The organism is Candidatus Viadribacter manganicus (genome assembly GCF_001679665.1).
GTDB classification, from domain to species: domain Bacteria; phylum Pseudomonadota; class Alphaproteobacteria; order Caulobacterales; family Aquidulcibacteraceae; genus Vitreimonas; species Vitreimonas manganica.
Genome location: NZ_CP013244.1, coordinates 1,754,709 through 1,772,865, shown reverse-complemented (window position 1 = coordinate 1,772,865; position 18,157 = coordinate 1,754,709). Strand labels below are relative to the sequence as shown.

At 59.2% G+C, this 18,157-nt stretch carries 11 protein-coding genes and 1 riboswitch; of the genes, 3 read left to right on the top strand and 8 right to left on the bottom strand.

Going from position 1 to position 18,157, the window contains the following annotated elements:
• Positions 1-2 precede the first annotated feature (2 nt).
• Complete coding sequence (locus ATE48_RS09185) at positions 3-2,555, top strand: PglZ domain-containing protein (RefSeq protein WP_083197254.1); 2,553 nt, start codon at positions 3-5, stop codon at positions 2,553-2,555.
• A 1-nt stretch (position 2,556) separates the two neighbouring features.
• Positions 2,557-4,593, top strand: coding sequence for a protease Lon-related BREX system protein BrxL (gene brxL, locus ATE48_RS09180; protein WP_066770453.1), 2,037 nt, complete (start codon positions 2,557-2,559; stop codon positions 4,591-4,593).
• 335 nt (positions 4,594-4,928) lie between these two features.
• On the opposite strand, the gene ATE48_RS09175 is transcribed toward brxL, so the two are convergent.
• Together ATE48_RS09175 and ATE48_RS20025 are read right to left on the bottom strand one after the other, a co-directional pair.
• Complete coding sequence (locus ATE48_RS09175; protein ID WP_066770451.1) at positions 4,929-6,164, bottom strand: McrC family protein; 1,236 nt, start codon at positions 6,162-6,164, stop codon at positions 4,929-4,931.
• Positions 6,161-8,779 carry an McrB family protein gene (locus ATE48_RS20025; protein ID WP_066770447.1) on the bottom strand — a complete coding sequence of 873 codons (2,619 nt, stop codon included), beginning with the start codon at positions 8,777-8,779 and terminating at the stop codon, positions 6,161-6,163. The genes ATE48_RS09175 and ATE48_RS20025 overlap by 4 nt, the downstream gene beginning before the upstream one ends.
• A 133-nt stretch (positions 8,780-8,912) precedes the next feature.
• Between ATE48_RS20025 and ATE48_RS09165 the strand changes: the two genes are divergently transcribed.
• Entirely contained in the window at positions 8,913-9,662 is a 750-nt protein-coding gene (locus ATE48_RS09165) for an endonuclease/exonuclease/phosphatase family protein (protein ID WP_156767696.1), read from the top strand.
• 306 nt (positions 9,663-9,968) lie between these two features.
• Here the strand turns inward: ATE48_RS09165 and ATE48_RS09160 are convergent, their stop codons facing one another.
• The 6 genes from ATE48_RS09160 to ATE48_RS09135 all read right to left on the bottom strand — a co-directional run bounded on the left by ATE48_RS09160 (position 9,969) and on the right by ATE48_RS09135 (position 18,143).
• Positions 9,969-10,613, bottom strand: a complete 645-nt coding sequence (locus ATE48_RS09160; RefSeq protein ID WP_066770436.1) for a hypothetical protein — start codon at positions 10,611-10,613, stop codon at positions 9,969-9,971.
• Positions 10,614-10,847: 234 nt separating this feature from the next.
• Entirely contained in the window at positions 10,848-11,849 is a 1,002-nt protein-coding gene (gene metK, locus ATE48_RS09150) for a methionine adenosyltransferase (RefSeq protein ID WP_228126875.1), read from the bottom strand.
• Complete coding sequence (locus tag ATE48_RS20020) at positions 11,789-11,986, bottom strand: S-adenosylmethionine synthetase N-terminal domain-containing protein (RefSeq protein WP_228126874.1); 198 nt, start codon at positions 11,984-11,986, stop codon at positions 11,789-11,791. The genes metK and ATE48_RS20020 overlap by 61 nt, the downstream gene beginning before the upstream one ends.
• Positions 11,983-12,597: a DUF3293 domain-containing protein gene (locus tag ATE48_RS09145; protein WP_156767695.1), complete on the bottom strand. Its 615-nt coding sequence runs from the start codon at positions 12,595-12,597 to the stop codon at positions 11,983-11,985. The genes ATE48_RS20020 and ATE48_RS09145 overlap by 4 nt, the downstream gene beginning before the upstream one ends.
• Before the next feature lie 4 nt (positions 12,598-12,601).
• A riboswitch (SAM-I-IV-variant riboswitch) is annotated at positions 12,602-12,705 on the bottom strand.
• A gap of 128 nt (positions 12,706-12,833) precedes the next feature.
• Positions 12,834-16,235, bottom strand: coding sequence for a TM0106 family RecB-like putative nuclease (locus tag ATE48_RS09140; RefSeq protein WP_066770426.1), 3,402 nt, complete (start codon positions 16,233-16,235; stop codon positions 12,834-12,836).
• Between the two features lie 144 nt (positions 16,236-16,379).
• A complete protein-coding gene (locus ATE48_RS09135) occupies positions 16,380-18,143 on the bottom strand; it encodes a UvrD-helicase domain-containing protein (RefSeq protein WP_156767694.1) in 1,764 nt (587 codons plus the stop codon).
• Positions 18,144-18,157 lie beyond the last annotated feature (14 nt).

Sequence of the window (18,157 nt, the reverse complement as noted above, 5' to 3'; positions counted from 1 at the left end):
CGATGATGCACCCGCTGCACGAACACATCGGCCGACTGATCGGTGAACAAGTCCGGGAGCGCAAGATCGTCGTCATCTATGACGAGAAGCGTCAGCTGACGTCGTTCTTTGATGAACTTGTCGAAGGACGAACTGGCGATCTGATCGATGTCACTGTCGGTGCCGCGCGACCCAAGCTGCATGTGTGCGACGGCTCGTTTCTCAAGACTCGCTTTGCGGTCGAAGAGTTGGTCGCTGGTCCGATTGCGCCGGAGCTTTTGATCTATCTTCCGGGGATGCGCCACGAGCCAAAAATGTCTCTGCTGGCGGAGCTTGAGAAGGCGGGGAAGCTCTACGCCCCGCAGCCGTTGAAATTGATGACGCGCCACGTGCTAAAACAACGCTTTCACGAAACCGCCATCGACGACATGCTGCGGTCTGACGCGCTGACCTATGCCGACTACGCGCGTCTAGCGCAGATCGACGCGAATGGCGGCGGTGGTTCGTTGCTGAAGAGCGTGTTCCGCGAGACGGACACGGCATCGATCCTCACGGTCTGGCTCGCCAGTGATGAGCAGGACACGGAGATTGAGGCGAAGGGCGCGACCGGTGAACTTCGAGGCTTGCTGGAAGCAAAACTTGGAATTGCGTCGCCCGCTGAAGCCCCCTCGCGCCGACTGCGAGCCATTGTCGGTCGTTTCGTTCTGGCCAATGAGTTTCGTTCTGATTTGGCGCCTGGCGCCTGCCTGACGCCGGACGCCGCACAAGCGCTCGGCGAGATCCCCACCGCGGCGGGCGATCAAGAACACCTTGTCCGAGAAATCGCCAAGCGTCTGCGAGAACGTCACGCTGAGAACTATGTCAAGATGGCCGAGCAGGTCGCGGGCGACCTTGGGTTCTCCGAGGAGTCTGTTTCCGGCGCGCATCTGGGCGCCGTCGATACGTTCGCGTTCGAAGAGCGCGCAGTGAGTGTTGAGTGCTTCGAGCGTATCGCAAAAGGTCAATTCGCGGCGGCGCGTGCGATCATCAAGACGCGACAGCGCAGTTTTTGGATCGAACGCAATGTCGAGCGCGTGCAAGTCTGGCAAATCTGCCAACGCATGATTGAAGTCGGCGAGGCGGCCGAAGCAACTGTCAGCACCATCGCCAGAGGAAATGGGAACCCGAGGAAATGGGTTGAGCGCTACACCGCCGATCAAGACGGCTGGTTTACGCTCGATCACGCTCAAAGGAAACTTGAGACTATTCTTCACCTCGTCGATGACCACATCGACGAACGTGCGAAAGCCAAGGTGCGCGCGGTCTACGACGACGCCGTCCAGCGCATGAATGTGGGCTTTGCAAACGCACTCGAGTCCACGGATTGGACAGTCCCCGAAGTGCTCCACCAGACGCGGATCTGGCCCGAAATTGTTGCATCTCGTCCCACACCGGTCGCCGTGTTTGCAGTGGACGCCATGCGCTATGAGATGGGCCGTGAGCTGCTCGCCCGGATGAAGGGCGTCGAAGGTACAATCCGACCGGCTATCGCGGCGCTTCCAAGCATCACGCCCATCGGCATGGCTGCGCTTCTTCCAGGCGCTTCGGCCTCGTTCTCGATTGCGAACCGTGGCGCCAAATTTGGCGCCACGGTCGAGGGCGTGTTCTTGCCGGACCTAACTGCACGGCAGCGCTATCTCAAAACCCACCGCCCGGACCTTGTGGACATCACACTCGATGAGGTCATCCAGCTGGGCGCGAAGCGGTTGAAGGGAAAGGTGGAAGGCGCGAGCCTTGTGTTTGTCCGATCAACCGAAATCGACGCCGCTGGCGAAGGCAATTCGCTCTATGCGCGGCGTGTGATGGAGAATGTCGTCGAAGATCTCGCCCGAGCGATCCGCAGGTTGGGCGATGCTGGGGTAGAACAGTTCGTTGTGACCGCCGACCATGGCTTCCTGCATTTCGCTGAGGACCTGCCGGAATCTATGCGCTGCGACGCGCCGGGCGGACAAACCGCCGACCTGCACCGGCGCTGTTGGATAGGTCGCGGAGGGACGACACCGCCGGGCTCGATCCGCATTCCGGGGGCCAGGCTTGGTTACGCGACCGACCTCGATGTGGTTGTCCCCCGCGGCGCGGCGGTTTTTCGCTCTGGCGGTGATCTAGCTTACCACCACGGAGGCGCATCGCTTCAGGAGCTTGTCATTCCGGTGCTCACGTTCCGATTGACTGGCTCCGCTGAGGTGAAGCTGGAGAAGAACGTGGTGACTGTGAGTCACGAGGACGCAGTGACGAACCGCATCTTTGTCGTGAAAATTAGCTTGGGTGGTGGCGGAACCGCTAACATGTTTGAAGAGCAGAGAGCCGTTCGTCCCATCGCGCTTTTCGAGAACAAGCCTGGGGCTGTTGTTATGGCGGTCGTCGGAGCAGATGCCGAAGGTGGCAGGGTCCTGCTAAAGCCGAAGACTGAAGCGACAGTGGCATTCAGGCTTACGAACGAAGACGCCGAAAATCTTCAGATTCAGGTTTTGGACGCCGATAGCGACGCAGTGCTCTATAGCTCTTCGAAGCCACTACCGGTCCGTCTTGGAGTCTAACATGTCGAGCGCCCCGATCCGCGACAGCTTGGACGACAAGGCGAACGCCGTCTTTGCCGGCAAGGTCGTTCGTAAGGACCTAGTCCGCAAGGTGAAGGTCGGCGCTAACGTGCCGGTGTTCGTACTCGAATTTTTGCTTGGCAAGTACTGCGCGTCCTCGGACGAGACTGCGATCCAACTAGGTTTGCAGGTGGTCAACCAGACGCTGGCGGACAACTACATTCGACCGGACGAGTCCATCAAGGCGCAGAGCAAGGTCAAAGAGAAGGGACGCTATAGCTTCATCGACAAGGTGAAGGTGCGGCTGGTGGACTCCGACTATTGGGCCGAGGGCAGCAATTTCGGCAACAAGTTCATTCATATTCCGAACCAGTATGTTCGTGACTATGAGCGCCTGTTGACGGGCGGCGTCTGGGCGCAGCTCGATCTCCGCTTTGAGTATGATGAGGAGACTCGGGGAAAAAACCCTTTCTGGATCGACAAGCTGACCCCGATCCAAATCGCGGCTTTTGATCTCGCGGAGTATCAAACAGCACGCGCGGCCTTCTCCAGCGACGAGTGGCTCGATCTCATCGTTCGCAGCATGGGATATGAGCCGGCAGCGATGTCGCGTCGGCTGAAGCTTTTATTTGTCGTGCGTCTGATCCCCTTGACAGAACGCAACTTCAACCTTGTGGAGCTTGGCCCGCGCGGCACCGGAAAGAGCTACGTCATTCAAGAAGTGTCTCCGTACGCTGCGCTGCTCACCGGACCAACCACGGTCGCCAACCTGTTCGGCCACATGGGTGGACGCAGCAAAGGGGTCGTGCAGATATGGGATGTGGTAGGCTTCGATGAGGTGGCCGACCTCGAAAAGATGCCCAAAGAAGTCATCACCACGATGAAAACGTATTGCGAGTCCGGCACCTTCCAGCGCGGACAAGAAGCTGCTGCCGGCGAAGCGAGCATTGCTATGTTCGGCAACACAAACCAACCCATCGACGTCATGGTGCAGCAGAGTCACTTGTTTGAACCGATGCCAGAAGTGATCCGCAACGACATGGCGTTCATTGATCGGCTGCACTTCTATCTGCCTGGTTGGGAAGTGCCGAAGATGCGGCAGGACCTGTTCACGGACCACTATGGCTTTGTGGTTGATTACTTGGCCGAGGCTCTCCGCGAACTGCGGAAGCACAACTACACGGAGATCATTGATCGGCACTTTTCACTTGGCGCACATTTGAATGCGCGAGACCGCAAAGCGGTGCGAAAGACGGTGTCCGGGTTGATGAAGATTATGTACCCGCACGGTGTGGTGTCCGAGGCCGAGGTCGCTGAGATTCTTGAACTGGCTCTGGAAGGACGCCGGCGCGTTAAAGAGCAGCTCAAGAAAATGGGCTCGTTCGAGTATTATCACACCTCATTCAGCTACATGCCGCTCGACACCGGCGAAGAACGCTTTGTGGGCGTGCCCGAGCAGGGCGGCAGGCACGCGATTTCATCTGATCCGCTGGCGCCCGGCTGCGCCTACACCGCCAGTGTAGGAAGCGACGGGACGGTCGGCATGTTCCGAATTGAAGTATCGCTCTCGTCAGGCTCGGGAAAGTTGCGGGCTGCCGGCGGCGTCTCTGGTGGCACTAAAGAATCGATCACACGAGCGTTCGGCTATCTCATGAGCAAGAAGGCCGAGCTTGGGCTCGCGCGAGAATTTGACGTTACGGATTTTCACGTCGAGGTGATCGATTTGCTCGGAAACCGCGTCGAAGGGGAGATCGGTGTCGGGTTCTTTGTCGCGTGTGTATCGGCGTTGAAGAAGGCGCCGACGGCGCCCGCTATGCTTATTCTTGGTGATCTCAGTATCCAAGGCAACATCAAGGCTGTGCGCACGCTGGTTGAGCCACTGCAAGTAGCAATGGATAACGGAGCTAAGCGAGCGCTCATTCCGCTCGAGAGCAAACGGTCGTTTCTTGAAGTGACTGCCGACGTGATGGAGCACGTCGATCCGGTGTTCTTCGGTGATCCTAAGACTGCGGCGTTCAAGGCGTTGGGCTTGAACTGATGCGGGTTTCTGCGGCGGGAGATCTCGTCCGCTAGTCTCGGCGCTTTCAGTCTGCAGAGCGCGGTCATTCCGGCGACTGTGACCGGTGATCGTAGTCGTGCGCGAGATTGTCCAGCATCCAGTTCGCCGAATCCGCGAGGAGGCCGGTCAGGTGTGCTAGCCCAATTCCTTCCGTGAGTTGAAATCGAAGTTCAGCGAGACGTTCGCACCCGCGGCACGCCGCGCGCCTGCGTCGACACCATCCAGAATGACGCGCTGGGTTGGCTGAGGCGGCCTTGCCCATCGGATTGAACCCATAACAAGCTTGGATTGAAGCCAGCAACCGACACCATTGTCTACTGGCAGAGGTCCGCGGCCAGTGCGGCTGGCAGCGGCTGTCTCTTGAGCGCCGCACTCACATCCAATTCAACAACAGCAACTCGAAGCGTAGAATCGGGCATGCTCATCGTGCGCACCCGAGATGGTGACAGCGTCGGATACACGAGCGCCACCTTCGCGCATTGATAACGCAACCCATAGCTGGCGATCTGGTACAAATCGGCGGGACTGGGCATTCTCTTGCCGTGCTGGCCTAGCCGCTTCCACTTGGCGTCGCAGATGAGCCGCGGTTCGTGGTCTTGTCCCAGCACCACCACATCCGGACGCATCAGCAGGACGCCGGCTTGGTGATCTGACAGGAAGAAGCGCTTTGGCCCTTGGGTTACAACCTTCACGCCTTGGTGGCGCAAACTTGTTCGCATCGTCCAGCCGAGGAACCCCTCGAACACTCGGTTCATGTCGAACATAAGCGCAATGCTAGGCAGGCGGCCGGCGCGGACGTCCGGAAAATAGCACCGTAGAAACCGACGCGCTTCCTCGAAGATGGGTCGCCAAGCTTCGGTCGAGCGATCGAACTTGAGCCGCTCCGCTTGGACGACGTTGGCCTCGATCGAGGTGATATCGGCGAACCGGTCCAGCAGCGACGAACAGGCTTTGCGCGCCGCGGGCCCAGCGGCGCGGAGGTGCATTTTGGCTAACACACTCTTCAAGACACGATTGTGCTCGTTGTCTTCGACAAACTCGTCAAACCGGCACCAAACTTTCGCGAGCTGAGCGCCGCTGGCGCGGGCTTGGTCGCACATCAATATACGACCGCGAACAGCGGGAATGTTCTCTTCGAGCGCCACATACTTTCGAATCGTGCCCGTGCTCAGTTGGCGCGCCACACGACTGCAGAATGAGAGGATGAATACGTCGAGCAGGAACTTACTTTGTTCGCCCATCAGCCCCGAGCCCGAGCTTGACGCCAAGGTCTGGCCAGATCGGCGCAGCATATCCACCAAAATGCCGCGTGCTAGGCCTGGGTCGGGACTCGAGCGCTCGATCTTGGGTAAGACCTCAATCGACAAGTCGCCAACACAAACAACCCCGCAATAAGACCCAAAGCGCACGCCGTTGCGCGTTCCGCTCATGACCCCAGGCGGCAACCGACGGGCAAGAGCATCCAACGCGTCCAACTCGTTCTGACGCAGGTTGGTCTCAGCTTGCCCGATCTCTAGCGTTTGGTGCTCGAAGATCTCGAGCCGTCTCACGTCTGCGGCTCATAGATTTTGCGGATAGCGTCGGGGCTCATCTCGTGAGCTGCGGCGATCTCGAACATGGGTTGTGCATCATCGTCGTTGTCACCCGAAACCCAGATCGGGTTATCCTCCACTTCTCGGACGATTTGAGCATCCCGCTCGGCGTCCTCGTCGGCGAAAACTTGGCGAATGCGTCGCCAATCTTCGTGGAAGTATTCCTGAAGCAGCGGCACAATTTCATTGCGTAGTGTTAAGCGGAGCTTGTCGAAACTGTTGACCTTGGTGAAGTAGGAGTGGCCGATCATTTGGTCACGATGCAGCAATGTCGCGATGCGGCTATTCAGAGCGTCCAGTAATTTACGCAGATTGATGGGGTCGCCGTCTGTGACCGAGACAGATCCGTTTCCATCTTCCCCAGAAATGACGCCCGACATGGGCAGCAATTCCTTGAATTCGAAACGGCGACGCAGTGCCGCGTCCAACAACGAGATCGAGCGGTCGGACGTGTTCATGGCTCCGAAGAGATCGAGGTTGGCCGGAACGCCGAAACGTTCGCCAGAGTATGGCAGTGTCGCTTCCAATCCATCGTTCAGTAGACCCGCGTCGTCATAAACGGCGCGCTTGTCCGGCTCGATGAGAGTGATGAGCTCGCCAAATACCTTAGCGATGTTGGCGCGATTTATCTCGTCGATAAAAAGCGCATAACGGTGGTTGGGATCGCGTCGCGCTCGATCGCAGAGCCGCTTGAATAGTCCAGGCGCGACATCATAGGAGATCGCGCCCGCGACCACCTGTGGACGGATGCCCTCAACGAACTCTTCGTAGGCGTAGGATTGATGGAATGTTACGAACTCCCAGCGTCGGACTGTGGTCGCTGCGCCGGGGCCACGCTTAATGTCTTCGAGCTTACCCAATAATTCCGAACAACTATCCCGCCAGTCGCCAACAAGGGTCCAACGCGACTGATCATCTTTGTCGAATACGTAAGGCTCGTAGCGCTTCTCCCTGTTGACCCTTACGTTCACTGAGTCCGGGGACGCGTGATATTGGAGCGCGTTCCAGCAGGTTCCGCGCAGACTATTGTTCGCCGTGCCGCGCGCGCGCGCCGAAAAGTACGGGTGCGCCAAGATCTGATCTACACTCATTGGGATCTGAGTGTCCGCGAGCGCCAGGAACACTACCTCCCACCAAGATAGACCCGCAATGTTGGTTGCCAGCCACTCATCAGCGCTGATCGTTGACGCGGAGGTTTCGTAGGTGCTCCGTAGTTGCATCAATTCCCGGGTTTTTCCGGTTCCGGGTGGGCCGTAGTAGATTACGTTCAAGGGCGCACCTTTTGATTTGGCTGTCTGAGGGGAGGCGGCGCGCGACGCGCCGTTCAAGTCAACCGGAGGCAGTGCGCGCCAAAGTCGCGCAAGTTCGGCGCTTGCTGATGCTGATATTGAAATGCCTGAGCTCTGCGGGGTCCATGGTTGCGCAGGAGCGAGCGTTTCGAGCTCAGAAACTGGCACGATTACGTCGCGTTCTGGGTCGCGCACGGAATCGAAATCGACGTCGATGTAGCTGATCGTCTCGCCTGCCTCAGCTTTGGACTGAAGGTAGTGGGGCGCATCATAAGCCTCGCGAACCACGTTCCCTTTGGCGATGACGCCCTTGGGGTCGACTGCAAGACGCATAAGATAAACGGTGTCACCGACCTTGGGCTGCCGGGTCCCGCTCGTCCAACGGACGGTCACCAATTCGTTGTTGGCGGTCTTCGCTCGATAGTCGCTTAACTCATCGAAGGCCCAATTCTTTGGGCTCCAGGTTAGAAGATAACTCTTCGAACTAGGTCGCCATCGTTCCTCGATATCGGGAAGGAAGAAATCAAATGGCGCGTCGCCGCGGCCTATCTCCAAGCGACGCCTCAAGTCGAGCAGTCGCTGATCTTTCTGAACGTCATTCCAGCGCGCGAGTTCGGCTTTGGAAGCCTCGCCAAACTCCTGAAGGATCCTGTCTTTGTCTACGGTCGCGGCAATGCGCTCGAACGTGTCCGGAAAGCAGTAGAATTTTAGGACGTGCCGGAACTGCGCGCTTGCACTTGAATCGACGCCGCCAACCCATTGCGCAAATCGCCAAGGGTCTGACAGGGCTTGCTCGCGCTGTCTTGGAGCAAGCGCTTTGAACGCGCGCAGGACGCTGATGACGTACACCAACTCCTTCCAGCGACGCACGCTATAGCCGGTGCCGCCAGAGCCGACGCCAGCTAAAACCTCGTCAGACAACATCGAGTGATCGGCGTTGAGGGTCTCGCCGGACCAACTCCAAATGTCGATGATCTGTGAGCGCTTTTTCTCGGGCGAAGTATTGGTTGGATAGGCAACATAGGTCCAGAAGACCTCAGCCATCAGTTGCGCCGCTTCAGGCGTTGCATCGCGCAATTGGCCCCTGAGTTTTTCATGGAAAGTGCCTGTGCCCCCGTCGGGCGCGCACACAAACCGGGCGTCGAGCTCGTCAAAGCGCTCTTTGGTCCAAAGCGCGTGATTGGGCGCGAAGAGCGCGCCATCAACCGCAAGACAAGTCTGCATCCAGGTTTGGTATGCTTCGATTGACTTTGTTGTATCCCGCTCCGGGGCCCAGCGCGCCATCGGACCTTGCTCTCTCCCAGCGACTACCCAGAGCCTGCGTCTAATGCTTAGGCAGCCTTTCTGATCCTAGCAAGGTTGCTGCTCCAGGGCGCATCGCCTTTGGCACAGGCGTGTGTTTCGCTAACGTGATCCGATGAACATCGTAACCTACAATCTTCGCCAGGGCGGAAGAGGGGACGCTCACTTCGACAGGATAGTGGAGCAGCTCAAGCCAGACCTGCTGTTGCTTCAGGAAGTGATCGAGCCAGTGCGCTTTTCAACATCGGCGCGATGGCGCGTCGCCTGGTCGAATGCGGAAGCTAAAGGCGAAAAGCTCGCTTGGGGAAGCGCGGCGATGTCGCTTGGCCCCGGCGCGATCGCCATCGATCTTCCGCAGTTCAGCGGCTGGGTTTCAGCGTTGGAGCTAAATGAGTTTACCGGGCCGGATGGAAATGCGCGACGGATCCGCATTTTTTCCGTCCACGCGCCGTCGGGCGCTGGGTCCTATCCGAAGGTCGTGAACAGCATCCTCGATACTATCGCGCCGTTCTCCGCGGACTGCGATGTCATAGTAGGCGGAGACTTCAACCTTACAGTGGGCGCGCGCCACGTCTCCGAAGCGCGCAAGACCTCACGAGCGGACCAACAAGTTCAGGAGCGACTGCGTGACGAGTTCGGCTTGATGAATTGTTGGCAGGCCGCCAACCCCGATCAGGCGCTTCCGCAGACGCTGCGTTGGGCCAAGGAGCCGACGTTTCCATATCATTGCGACGGCTTGTTCGTCCCGGTTTCTTGGCGCGAGCACCTGCGCGCGTGCAACGTCGTCTCCGGCCCCGAATGGAACGCGTTTAGCGACCACAATCCCGTTGTTGCGGAGTTCGGCAAATTTGCGCGAACCGATTGAACCCTTAGGCGGCTCGGATTGAAGATCGTCGAGCAACTTAAGGCGGGCAGATCTGCCCTCAGTGGCGCGTGTTGTCGTCACACTTGGTGCGTTAGGTGCGATGCGTCGAGCGGGTCCAAGTGCCGACCGGTTTGACAGATTTTTGCCTTGAGGACTGCAATGATCGCGGCGCGTCCGATGAAAGTCGGTCGTGATTTTGTACGCTATGGTCTAACGTAAATGGCGCCTCGAACTGAGGAGCAAAGCGTCGCGCCAGATGATCTTCCACCGTAAGCGCGTCGATGTGATCCTGTCGCACGAAACGACCTAACGTTTCACCGGGCCGATGGCGACATAGGGCAAGCCCACTTTGTTCAGAAGCATGTTCAGATCCTCGATTGAACCGAGGAAGCGTACTGCTGGGACTGAGCTGGCCGGCCCGCCAAGATCAACAATCTTCACACCAAACTGCTCCTTGTCTGATTTGGACATATGGCTTTCAAGCTCGAACCCTGGGGTTCTGTCCGAGGGACCGTTGTCGAGGAGCCAGTCACAAGCAGCCTCCCAGTCTATCGGCATGCGCTCGCCAAGCCACGCCCGCAATGCAGCCGCCCTGCGCCCGTGGTCGGCGTCGCTCTCTACGTCTTCGAGCCAGTGTTCGTCGCCAAAAGAATCGATCGCGAGTTCGGCGATGGCCGAGTAGTCGCGATCAGGTTCGAGCTCAGGCGGGACACCAAGGTATTCGCCATACGTAGGCGAGTTCCGTCCAACCTCCATCGCGCCCTCACCATGCAAGATCAACATACCGACATCAAAGGATCTGCTCGAGCCCCAGTTCGCGATAGCGATGCAGCGGTCCGCGTCGACTTTGATTTCGAGTGGCGAGCTGAAATTGTCGCGAATGAGCTTGGCGAGTGGTCGGTGCCCAATTTGCTCGAGGTCGAAGGATAAGTGCGGGCGAGGTGTGTTCATGGGAAAGCTCGGCGAGAGAGTTGCGGGCTGAAGGCGAATGCCTCAAGGGGAAATCGAAAGCTCACGAAGCTGCAGAGTGCGTTCGCCAGCTGCATCCGCCGCGTCGTGACGATCGGGATGTCCTCAAGCGTGAGCAGGTGGATGACGCCATGCCGATCGGTCGTCGTTCCTGCGCGAGCCGCAAGGTCCCATTCCGCCGATGACGGAGAGTCAGAAGAACCTTCATCACGCACCTTACTGTTCAGCTAGCATGGGCCGCTCCCACGGCAATCCATCGCTGCCAAAATGCCCGAACGCCGCAACCGGCGCATAAAGGCACCGCCTCAGATCGAGGCGCTCAATCAATGATGATGGCGATAGGACGGTCCGCGCATCGATGCCGCGATGCGCAAGAAGCGCCTCGATATCTCGCGAGCAACCAGTCCCGAATGTGTCAAACGCGACCGATACGGGCTCGGGATGTCCGATCGCGTAGGAAGCGCGCACTTCACAATGAGAGGCCAGCCCTGCGGCGACGATGGTCTTGGCCAACTGACGGGCGCCATAGGCGCCCGAGCGATCGACCTTGGTCGGGTCCTTGCCCGAAAACGCACCGCCGCCGTGACGGCAGTGGCCGCCATAAGTGTCGACGATGATCTTTCGACCAGTGAGGCCGGCATCTGCGACAGGACCGCCGAGCGTGAATGTGCCACCCGGATTGATGAGAATTCTATCTGCCTTGACGCGCAGACGTTCCAATTCGGGCTCAACGATGAGTGCTCGAACCATGTCGCGCACGGTTGCCAAATCCAAGTCTTCTCTATGTTGGGTGGACAACACTAAGGTCGAGATAGATGCCGGTTTGCCGCCCTCATAGCGTATCGTTGCCTGGGCCTTTGCGTCAGGCCCAAAGTCGCCGAGCGCTTCGGCGAACCGCACTTGCTTATGCTTGCTCATGAGAGCGTGCGCGATCGCAATCGGCGCTGGCATGAGCGAAGGTGTTTCACTGCAGGCATAACCAAACACAGTGCCTTGATCGCCCGCGCCAAGCTCTTCTCCACTGTCAACGGCATCGCCAATTTCGAAGGACTGGCGGGTCAAGCAGGTCATAAGTTGAAGTCGGTCGAGGTCGACGCCCCAGCGTCCGTCGCCGTGGCCGATCTGTGTCAAAGTGCGTCGAACAACGAGAGCGATATCTAGTCCGCACGCGTTGTAACTTCGCCAGCCACCACGACAAAATTGCCCTTGATCAGGCACTCAATGGCCACACGGCTCTTAGGGTCAGCCGCGAGGCAGGCATCGAGAAGTGCATCGGAAATCTGGTCACAAATCTTGTCGGGGTGTCCGTCGGCGACAGATTCTGCGGTGAATTCGCCATCACAGATAAACATCATACGCTCGTTCGTTCTGGAGTGGTGACAAGGCGAACACTTGTCTCATCAACAAGTGCGAGAACCGGAATGGCGGTTCGATCCACCCATACAAATGCATTTTGATGATAACGGCGCGCGAGCGCCTCAGCCTGATCGAGGGAAGCGCCAAGGATCAAGAAGCTTTCTTCCCCGGGCCATGCGCCGTCGGGATCGACTCCGTTCCCGGGCAACGCCATCAAGCCAAGCTCGGAGATCGTCGCGCACAATCGTTCGTTAGCCGCTTTGTTGGTTTCAATGTCGCTGACCTGGCTCAAGGGATTCCAGGCGGTGACGTAAGCCGCGCTGAGGACATTTTGGTTTTGAAGAAGGGATGCGAGCGCGCCATTCGTCTCTCCAATTCTTAGAGTCAGCTCGTGGGGCGGCGACAAGCGATACTGAGTTTTTAGGTAGGCTCGAACCAGATCGGGCGTGGTCACTGCAATTTTCCCGGCTGTAAGATGGTGAGGTTGGACATGTTGCAGCATTGCTTGCTGTGTCCGTCTTGTTGCCTGCACGCGCTTGCTTGAGCGCTCATTGGGATCCAATAGCCGACATGCGTACTCTCCTTCCTTTCCGTTGAAGGGGTGATGCATGATGCAGGCGCCGTTTCGTTGCCGAAGGCCGCATCTCCCCGTGGGGACTCCACCTTGCCCGGTAAGGCAGGTTGGCTGGACGCAAGACGTCCACTCGAAATGCATCACGCCTCATCAGCGCGATACCCATCAAATAGAGGAAGCACATCAAATATTCAAGCGCGCTGCGGACTTCTGAGCTCCGCAACGCCGGCAAGCAAATGACGGCCGATGCAGAGCCGACGCCCTTGGCGCTCTCAGAGCACAGTCGCCAATTCCCGATAACGGCAGAACGCGTTGGCGAGCTCCATTTGTCGTGGCGATCGGCATTCAGCTTCAAACAATGCCGGCGCCGCCACCAGAACGCAGAGACAGCGCGCGCGTGAGCTCGCGACATTCAGTCGATTGAGGCTGTATAGAAACTCCATGCCACGCGGTGTTTCCGTGCTGCTGGAGCTCGCCAGCGAATAGATCACGATCGGTTTTTCTTGGCCTTGAGCTTTGTCGACCGTGCCAACGCGCGCGCCGGGCAGGCGCTGCTGCAGCTGAAACACCTGCGCATTGTAAGGCGCGATGATCAAAATGTCGTCGAGCGTCACTGGTTTTTCGGCGCCGTCAGCGTCGATCCAGGTCGTGTCGGAACTGAGAACGTCATCGACCAAGGCGCAGATGGCGTCGACCTCTTCGTGCGAGACGTTGACGTTGCCGGCGTGCGCCACGGGCAGATAACGAAGCCCTGAACCCTGCAAGCGTCCACTGGACTTTATCTCTTGGCGTTCAAGGCCGGGGCGCGGCTGAAGCCGGCCCTCATAGAAGAGCTCCGATGTGAAAGCGCAGATTGCGGGGTGTAAACGCCACGTCTCGGCCAGGAAGAGGCCTTGGTCGGCGGCGATGGTTTGCTCGCCGGCGAGAATATGATCGAGCGCCGACACATCGGTTCCGTCGGGGTGGCTGCTCTTGGTCGGTTGGTCGAGTTGGCGCGGGTCGCCCAACAACACCAAAGTAGGTGCAGCGTGGGACGCGGCCAGCACATTGGCGAGCGACATTTGCGCGGCTTCGTCGACGAACAAAACATCGACTTTATTGGCGACCTCCTCGCGCGACCAAAACCATGCGGTGCCTCCGATCAGCTGCGCGCTGCCAAGCGCTTTCACAGCGCGGGCGTTGTCACCGATGAAGCGCACGCCGTCGGGAGCATGAGCAGTCTTTGCGCCTTTGTGCACGCAACTGACGGCGAGGCCGGCTTCGCCAGCCTCGCCCAGCGCCTTCTCGATCAAATGTAGGATGACCGGGTGCGAGTTTGCGGTGACGCCGACTTTCTTGCCGGCCTTGATCAGCGCAACGATCATCGCTGCACCCGTATAAGTCTTGCCGGTGCCCGGTGGGCCCTGGATCGGCAACACCCCGCTTGGCAGTGTCAGCCCCAAATGAACCGCCGCATCCAACGTTCGTTCGCTGTCTTGCACGAGCGAAGCGCCGCCGCTCGACGGCGGCGTGCGCGTGAGCAGGTCGCGCGCGGCGGGATAAGAGCTGGATGCGCCAAAGCCATTTTGCAGCACATCGACGCCGATGCGCATCAAAGCGTCCGCCAACACCTTGGTGGGGACAGTGTCGAACCCGAACACGGCTTCAGGATGAAGCTCGGTAGCGTCGAGCTGTTTTTTGATGTCGACCACGCCTTCGCCGGCGGAGATGGCCTTGATCGTTCCCAAGTATCCGCCGCCAACTGGGCGCACCGTATCGCCAACCTGCAGATCGGTCTCTTGGGGAGGGAAGCGATACCGGTGCACCGGCTTGTCGCCAGCCTCGATCACCGCCTCGAATTGAAGCCCGGAAATCGCGCTCTTATGATCGAACAGGTCTTCCGCCGACAATTCGGCGATCCGGTAGTATTCCGATCCAACCGCACGCTCCTCGCGACGATGAAAGCCAAGCAATTGCGCGAGCAGCCAGCGCCCGTATTGGTCACGATCTGCAGGGTCCGCTGGTGCACCTTGGTGCAATTGCGCGGCCAGCTCCGCGGCTGCGCGTTCGCGCTCGCGGATATGCTCGGATGCTTCGGGGGGCGGAGGCGCTGGGCGTTCAATGGCCACACCACGCGCGAGCTCATCGGCGCGCAAGCCTTCGAGCCAATCCCGGAGAACTAATGTCGAGCGGCAATCGTCTTCATTATAGCGCTCGACCACTTCGCAATCGTCGGCGAGCTCATCCAGCGGTTGACCAAGCTCCAAAGCAGCCTGGACACGCGGCATCGAGCGATTGACGTCTGGCATTGCCGCTTGCCGTGTGAACCCGTAATAGCGTTCGAGCTTCTTGATGGAATAAGATTCAAGCCCGCACAGCACGCCTTGGCGCACCACGGCGAACAAATCGACAAAACAGTGCGAACGCAGCAACTCATCAAGCTCGCTAGCGCGCGTTGCGTAACGGCCCGCAAGCCTTTTGAACGCCGACGGTTCATAAGGCGCGTAATGGTAGATGTGCAAATCGGGATAGCGCTGCAACCGCTCGGCGACGAAATCCATGAACGCTTCGAACGCGGCCTGCTCCTGCGCCGGTGTGATCGCCCAGACACCGCGGTAGTCGTGTTTGTCGGCGTCGTTGGCATAGACATAGCCAAACAAGAACTCGCGCCCATTAGGCGGCACATAGCCAGCGCCTTCGAGGTCGAGGAAAATGTCGCCAGCTGAGGGCTCCGGCAGCAGCGCTAGACCCTGGCCTGGCGTGATCGGCAGCACTTCAAAAACTGGTGCGTCTTTGGTGCGGGCTTCTAGCTGTACCCGGGCCTGTTCGCGCAGCCGCTCATAAGTTTGCTTGGCCCCGCGCTCGGGCCTCCAGCCCAAGGGAAGAGGCATGGCCGCCAGTGCGGCGAGCGTCGAGCGCTCACGCTCGATCAATTCCGCAATCTGGCGCTTACCGGCGCCGGCGACAAAAGAAAGGTGATCGTCGAGCCGCCGGCGCGCGTCGCAGTGCTCATACCAGCGGCAAATCTCGCATTGCTCCACCGGATCGGGGTAAGCGTCGCTCGGCGCACTTGCGAGTTTGCGCGTGAGCGCTTGTTGCACCCAGCGAAAATAGGCGGCGTAGGCAGCGACCCGAAACGGCGCAACCGTGAACGGCTCGCCCGGAGAAACGACGTAAGCATGTTGGGGTGCAAAGCCCTGCGCCTTGTCGAGCAAATCCGAATAAAGGCACAGCTGCAGCACCGCCCCGGCTTTGGTCTCGCGCGCGAGCTTGGCGTCGAGTGCTTCGTAATAATAAGCGCCGAACGCGCTTGACTGCCCTGAAGGCAAGTCAACGCGCCGCAAAATGTCCGGCCGCCCGGACCATTGGCCGGCCTTAAGCGCACCTTGAATAATAAAGTCAACGCCGGCGCGCATGGCCTGAAGCGTTTGCTCGACACCTTGATCGCTGACCCCAGTGGGCAGCGCGCTCAGATCGGCCACGCTCTTGCCGCTCGCGCTCAGGCTGTCGACATAAGCGGCTTCGTGCCGGCGGCCGCGCTCGATCAACGCGTCGAGCAATGGGTCGGGATAAGACGCAGGCTTCTTCAGCAGATCATCGGCTAGCGCACGGTTGAGTTCGGTAAGGCGCTTGCAGCCCAAATGGCCAACGAGATCGGTGGCGCTCAGAAGGTAAGCGTCGGCTTGTTTTTGCATAGTCCTCGAGATCCCTTGAACCTGCCGCTTGAAAAGGCAGGCTCGCATTAAGCCGAGATCGGTCGCGAACGGCCGGTCTTGGAGAGTCCATTTCGGATGTGGTTTCTCTCCTCCAAAGCTTCGCTCGCGACTTGCTCTTATCCGCTAGAAAAGCCCTTCGGCCCATTGTGCGCCGCCATGGCGCGATCCGTCCCGTCGGTTGGGAACGCCGCTCTTGAAGGCGGCCAGAAGTTGAGGATCGACGACAAGCGTATCCTTGGCGCGCGTCATCGCAACATAGAAGAGCCGCGCTTCTGATTCCGGAACGGAACCGCCCTCATCGAGCTGGGCGGAAAAGTCGTCCGCGAGCCGCACGCTTGGCCATTCACAGCCCTTGGCTTTGTGGGCCGTCGATAAGCAAATATCAGCGCCAGCTTCCTCGCTTACGGCATTCGCAATCGCGGCCCAAAGCGCACGCGGTCCGTGAATCTGCACCAGCGTGACGAACGGCTTTAGGTCTTCGCCTTCTTCCGCTTGCGCAAATTCGACGACCTCGTCCCAGTTCTTAAAACCGAAGAAGTCAGGGTGCGTGCCAGGATTGCCCTCCATCAATGAGAAGACGTCGCCAACGAGCCGCTTCAATTCATCGGTTCCGCCAACGATGAATGGTCTTTTGTTCGATGACAATGCGCCCAAAGCCTCGGCCATCACAGCTGCATTGGTTCTTGCAAGGACCGCGTCAGCTTCGCCAAAATCTAAAATGCGACTTGTGCGCTTGGGATTGCCGCGAATGGGGCGGCTTTCGCCAAGCCCGCGCAGCACCGCGCTCGCGGCGCTGGCGATGGTGTCGCCGAACCGGAACGATTGCGTCAGCGCCGCTTCATGCGCCGTCTCGATCTTCTCCATGGCGTTCACTGCGCCGCGCCATTCATAGATCTGCTGGTAGCGGTCGCCGACATAGACCATCTGTGCTGGCTGGCTGGTCAGCACATCAAGGACGACAAAGTTCGTATCCTGCGCCTCATCGAGAAGAATGTAGTCATAGTCGAGGCGTGGCTGTCCAAGCGCCCAGAGTTTGAGATAGCCGTCGTGCCCAAGCGGCAACGCGTCAGCTGCGGAGGTCATGCGCTTCCACAGGGCTTGCGCCTCAGCGAGCACCCACCGGCGCGCTTCGATCTGCACGTCCGGCGGAAGGCCTAAGAATCTCTGCGCCGCGACCACGTGACTTGAATCGACTACCGGCGCGGAGCTTTGACAAAACCGCCGCAGCGTCGCCTGGAACAGAAACGCCTGTTGCGGTGGCGTCAGCTTCATCGCGTCGCCGAATATGCGCGGCTTAAGCTCAAGTTCGGCGGCGAGTTGCATCGCGCCGATGCGCGTAAACATCTTATCCTTTGAATAAGCATGCTGGCTGCGGATGGCGCGTGCGGCCACCGAGTGCGTGGTCCTGCAATCGACGTTGCTCGGAAATCGGCTTGCGGCTTCGTTGGCGATCTTCTTGTTGAAGGCCAGGTACAAGCCGCGGCGCGGGCGCGCCGCCGCCATGAGCTGCAACGTGCTTGTTTTTCCCGAGCCGGCAAAGGCGGAGATCTTGAGCGACTCGCCGGACTTGAACTTCTCAAGCGCGGCCGATTGCTCGTCGGTCGGTGCAAAGGCCGGCGGAGGGACCTCGCCGCCGCGTGGCGATCGCGAGGACGCCGTTGACACAGGAAGCGAAACGACGATGCCGGTTCGCGGCGCTTCGGGCGCGCCCCCACTGAGGCGCTCTAGCCTGGCCTTCAACTGGGTCTCGAGGTTGCGCGCTTTCTGGGTTGATCGGAAAGCGAGTTCGTTGAGGATGGCCCGCAGGCATGCGGCGTCGCTGGTCTCTTCGGCGACATCCTCGAGCTCAACGGCCGAGTAAGACAAGTAAGGACGCGGCTGAGGCATGTGTTGCACCTAGA